The 4,276-nt window shown below is 66.7% G+C and carries 7 protein-coding genes; 1 reads left to right on the top strand and 6 read right to left on the bottom strand.

Features of this window, described 5'->3' with window-relative positions; genetic code table 11:
* On the bottom strand, nt 1-549 hold a 549-nt coding region (locus ACRDUX_RS21380), incomplete at its 3' end, for a GAP family protein (protein ID WP_526416250.1).
* Nucleotides 550-670: 121 nt separating this feature from the next.
* Nucleotides 671-877 carry a hypothetical protein gene (locus tag ACRDUX_RS21375; RefSeq protein WP_526416248.1) on the bottom strand — a complete coding sequence of 69 codons (207 nt, stop codon included), beginning with the start codon at nt 875-877 and terminating at the stop codon, nt 671-673.
* Between the two features lie 52 nt (nt 878-929).
* On the opposite strand from ACRDUX_RS21375, the gene ACRDUX_RS21370 reads away from it, so the two are divergent.
* Nucleotides 930-1,172: a hypothetical protein gene (locus ACRDUX_RS21370; protein ID WP_526416246.1), complete on the top strand. Its 243-nt coding sequence runs from the start codon at nt 930-932 to the stop codon at nt 1,170-1,172.
* Nucleotides 1,173-1,184: 12 nt separating this feature from the next.
* Here ACRDUX_RS21370 and ACRDUX_RS21365 read toward each other — a convergent pair whose 3' ends face one another.
* The 4 genes from ACRDUX_RS21365 to ACRDUX_RS21350 all read right to left on the bottom strand — a co-directional run.
* Complete coding sequence (locus ACRDUX_RS21365; protein ID WP_526416244.1) at nt 1,185-1,892, bottom strand: cutinase family protein; 708 nt, start codon at nt 1,890-1,892, stop codon at nt 1,185-1,187.
* Nucleotides 1,893-2,060: 168 nt separating this feature from the next.
* Complete coding sequence (locus ACRDUX_RS21360; RefSeq protein WP_526416242.1) at nt 2,061-2,804, bottom strand: amino acid ABC transporter ATP-binding protein; 744 nt, start codon at nt 2,802-2,804, stop codon at nt 2,061-2,063.
* Nucleotides 2,801-3,652, bottom strand: a complete 852-nt coding sequence (locus tag ACRDUX_RS21355; protein WP_526416240.1) for an amino acid ABC transporter permease — start codon at nt 3,650-3,652, stop codon at nt 2,801-2,803. Before ACRDUX_RS21355 ends, ACRDUX_RS21360 begins: the two co-directional genes overlap by 4 nt.
* Nucleotides 3,649-4,276 (bottom strand): ABC transporter substrate-binding protein (locus tag ACRDUX_RS21350; RefSeq protein ID WP_526416238.1); only part of this gene is annotated, 628 nt, incomplete at its 5' end. The genes ACRDUX_RS21355 and ACRDUX_RS21350, both read right to left, overlap by 4 nt.

Raw genomic sequence — 4,276 nt, 5'->3', positions numbered from 1 at the left:
GAGCAGAATCGTGGGGGGTGGCGCGACATATCCCAACCCGAACAAGACGGACACCCATACCGATCCGCTTTCCCACGCATTCCTGGCGCGGCTGAACAGCCGCCGAATGGCCGATACGAACCTGGTCTCCTGAATGCGGCTCAACGCCCGCGACAACGCGGTGGGCTTGTCCGAGTCCAGCACCGTGACCGATGGGTTGCCGCCACGCGGTGGCGGCGGGTTCGAGGGCTGACGTGCCCGCACCCGACTGCGCATGATCATCGCCGCCGCGACCAAGAGCATGAGCACACCCACGCCGGTTTCCAGTGGCTGCACTGTGGAGCCGGGGGCGGGGCGAGACAGATCTTCGGCCCGAGACGCCCACGTCGGGTTCAAGTGCAGTAAGAGCAGTGGAATCACGAAGGCTGGGATGTTGACCGTTACGGCACCAACCCAGAAGGCGAACAGGTTCTGCAAGGGCCGTGGTCGGGAGATCACCAGGAGGATGACGCCGAGAAGCAAGGGATTGAGCGACATGAAGAGTGCTATCCCCAACAGCGTTCCCCACATGGCCGCAACCCTACCGTGTTTGCTGCCGCCGGGTCGACTCCTCGGCGCTTCGCTGGGCTGTGCTGGTCACCGTCGGTAGCGAGCTCGTCGGTTCACCCGGCACCGCTCGGGCAGGAGCTTGCTAGGCACTGGTGAATTCGGCTTGTTGTTTGATGGTGGGCGATTTGCGATCGGCGGCGGATTTGCGGACGGTGCGCGACGGGAACCGTTCGGGATAGTCACGAGCGCGCCGCCGTCTGGCGGGAAGTTTGCTTGGAGATCGGATCAGGTGGTGGCGAGGCCGCGCGGTGGCGCGAGATTGTTTGAAGTCGCCGTCGGCGTGGAACATAATTACTTAGGGTAACGATACGTTGCCCGAATGACTGAAGGAGATGGGGAACGTGAAGGTCAGCAACATCAAACTCTTCGCCGTCGTCGGGGGTAGTGCTGCCGTCACCGCGGTCGCGCTCGGCGCAGCAGTTCTGCAGGGGCCAGTAGGTACCGGATCGATCGCGGGTGACATGCAAACGGGTGTGACCATCACTCAATCGGCTGCGCCCAGCTCGATCTCGGAGCAGAAGGCCACCCCGGCGATCAAGGGCCCGGCCCCGTTGCCGACCGAGGAGCAGGGGCTACCCGGTTAGGCGTCGGCCGCTCTAGAGGCGACCCGCGACGAAGCTGGCGGCCTGCGGCACCATCCCGTTCACCGGGTACAGGACGTGCGCGGCAGTGGGCGCGCCCCCTGGGGTGCCGTCACAGATCGTGTCGCCCTGGGCGCACAGGTCGATGGTCTTCGGTTGATACAGGGGTCCGATGACTATCGCCGGCGCGCCGTAGGACTGCAGGAACTGTGCCGACGGCTTTCCGAACAGTGCGACGGCGGCGACGTGTCCGGCCACCTCCGGCGGCATCGGTGCGGGCACGGCCAGTTCGGGAACGCCAGGGGGGACGGCATCTGCGGTGGTGAAGCCGGTCACCACCGCACCCTGGGAATACCCGCCAAGCACGATTCTGGTGTTGGGACACGTCGTCGCCATCGACTGGACGTGGTTGCCTTCGTCGCGAATGCCATCGACGACGGTGCCGGCGAACCCGACCCCGTCGGCGAAGTCCCCACTGGCGGGATAGTTCACCGCGTACACGCCCACCGATCTGTCACCGACCTGTGAGCGAAGGGAATCGACGAAGGCCTGTCCGACCCCTCCGACACCCGGCGGCTCGCCGGTGCCGCGGGCGAACACCACCTCGATGTCCGGGCACGGCTCAGCCGAGGCGGTTGGGACGCCGCTCGGCGCGCTCAGCAGCGCTGAGGCCGCCACGGCCAGCGCCACCCCGAGAACTCGACCGATGTGGCGGGCGCTCATACCCACCACCGGCCCACGGTCGACGTAGCTTCCATCGATTCGACGACGTTCATCTCAACCCCATTCACGGCTCAACCCGACCTTCGCCGACATGCCCCCAACGCGCTTGGGGCAAACATGTGGACGCGAGCGGGGGACCGCCGGGACTTCCGGGGACGGGTGCGCCCGCTAGCGCGTATCGGTGAAGCGCCGCAGGAACCGACGCGTCCGCTCGTGCTGCGGATCGGTCAAAACCTGTTCAGCCGAACCAGATTCGACGATCTGGCCGCCGTCGAGGAAACACACCGTGTTGGCCACCTCGCGCGCGAAGGCCATTTCATGGGTCGCCATCACGATGGTGCTGCCGCCGGTGGCCAACTCGCCGACGAGTGCCAGCACGTCGCCGACCAACTCCGGGTCAAGCGCACTAGTGATCTCGTCGAGCAGCAGCAACCGCGGGTCGTACGCCAGCGCGCGGGCGATCGCCACCCGCTGTTGCTGCCCGCCCGACAACTTGTCCGGGTAGGCATCCGCCTTGTCGGCCAGGCCAACGCGGGACAGCAGGTCACGCCCACGCGCCTGGGCGTCCGAACGGCTCCGACCGTGTACGACGCGCGGCGCCAGTGCGACGTTCTGCAGGGCCGTCATGTGCGGAAACAGGTTGAACGACTGAAAGACCATGCCCATCGCCTGACGGGCGTCGTCGGCGTCGATGCGCGGATCGCTGATGTCGCGGCCGTCGAGCAATATCTGCCCGTCGTCGATGTCCTCGAGCAGGTCGATGCATCGCAGGAGCGTCGACTTCCCCGAACCGGACGCCCCGATCAGGACGACGACCTGGTGTTCGGCGACGTCGAGGTCGATTCCCCTGAGCACGGGCCGGTCGTGATAGGCCTTCAGGAGGTTTCGCACCGACAACACGGGGCGGGTCACAACGCCCCCTGCCGGATCGCCACGCGGGCCGACGCCCAGTCGGCGAGACGTGCCGACGGCACCGCCAGCGCGACGAACAACAGTCCGGCCACGACGTACGGGGTGAAGTTGTAGGTGGTGGCCGCCTGGATCTGCGCTGCGCGCACCGCGTCGACCGCGCCGAGCACCGAGATCAGCCCGCAGTCCTTCTGCAACGCAACGAAATCATTGAGTAGCGCGGGAGTCACTCGCCGCGTCGCCTGCGGAAGCACCACCAGTTGCATGGTGCGCCGGTGGTTCAGGCCAAGGGATTTGGCCGCGGCCAGTTGCGAGGGGTGGACCGATTCGATGCCGGCTCGAAACACCTCGGCCACGTAGGCGGAGTAGATCAACACCAGCGCGAGACCACCGAGCAGCACCGGATTGGTCGGCAATCCGCTCAGCCGCAGCCCAGGAAGGCCGAAGCCGACGAGGTACAGGCAGATCAGCAGCGGTAATCCGCGGAACAGATCGACGTACCCGGTTGCCAACGCCCGCACCGGAAACCACACCGGACCGCGCAGCGTCCGCACCGCGGCCAGTCCGAGGCCGAACACCAGGATCAGCACCTGGCACACCACCAGCACGCGGATGTTGAGCCAGAGCCCCTCCAACAGTGCGGGCAGACTCTCCCAGCCGATCCGCAGGTTGAAGAACGAGTCGCGTACCCGGGGCCAGCCCGGCGACGACGTCACCGCGAAGAGCAGCACGGCGGCGAATACCACCGTCGACACCAGTGCGATCAGGGTGGAACGGCGGGCCCTGGACTGCCGGAAGGCCACCCGGTCGATTGCGGCTACGGAGTCGGGGCCGGCGGCGGCCGAGGTCACGAAAGGAGTGGCGCGTTGCCGGCGCCAGTCAGCCACACCTTCTGCAGCTTGAACAGCTCGCCGTCGTTGCCGAGGTCGTCGACGGCCTTGGACAGGCACGCCGTCAGGGGGCTGCCCTTGTCCAGCACGATGCCGAACTGCTCGGCCTTCTCGGAGCCAGCGGGCAGTTGGCCGACGATGACCCCGTTGTCGAGCTCGCTCTGCACCTCGAAGGCCGTCGGCAGATCCAACACGAGCGCGTCGATCTGCCCGTTCGTCAACGCCGCCTTGGCGTCGTCGTTGTTGTTGAACACCGCGACGTCGGCGTCGATCGCCTTGGCGGCGGTGTAGCTCGTCGTGCCGACCTGGGCGCCCAGCTTGAGGCCGTTGAGCCCGGCGAGGGTCTTCACCTGGGCGGCGGGTGAGGATTGCACCGCGACGACCGCCTGGGTGACGTTGAAGTAGGGCGACGAGAAGTCGACGGCCTGCGTGCGGTCATCGGTGATCGAGAACTCGTTGAGGTTGGCGTCGAACGTCTTTGGGCCGGGCGCGATCGCCGCATTGAACGGCACCCGCACCCATTTCACGTCGTCCTTTCCGTAGCCGAGCTTGTCGGCGACGGCGTAGGCGACCGCGGACTCGAAT

Origin of the sequence: Mycobacterium sp. (assembly GCF_050701675.1) — a bacterium.
Classification (GTDB): domain Bacteria; phylum Actinomycetota; class Actinomycetes; order Mycobacteriales; family Mycobacteriaceae; genus Mycobacterium.
The sequence above is the reverse complement of the archived record's forward strand: the minus strand, read 5'-3'. Positions and strand labels throughout refer to the sequence as shown.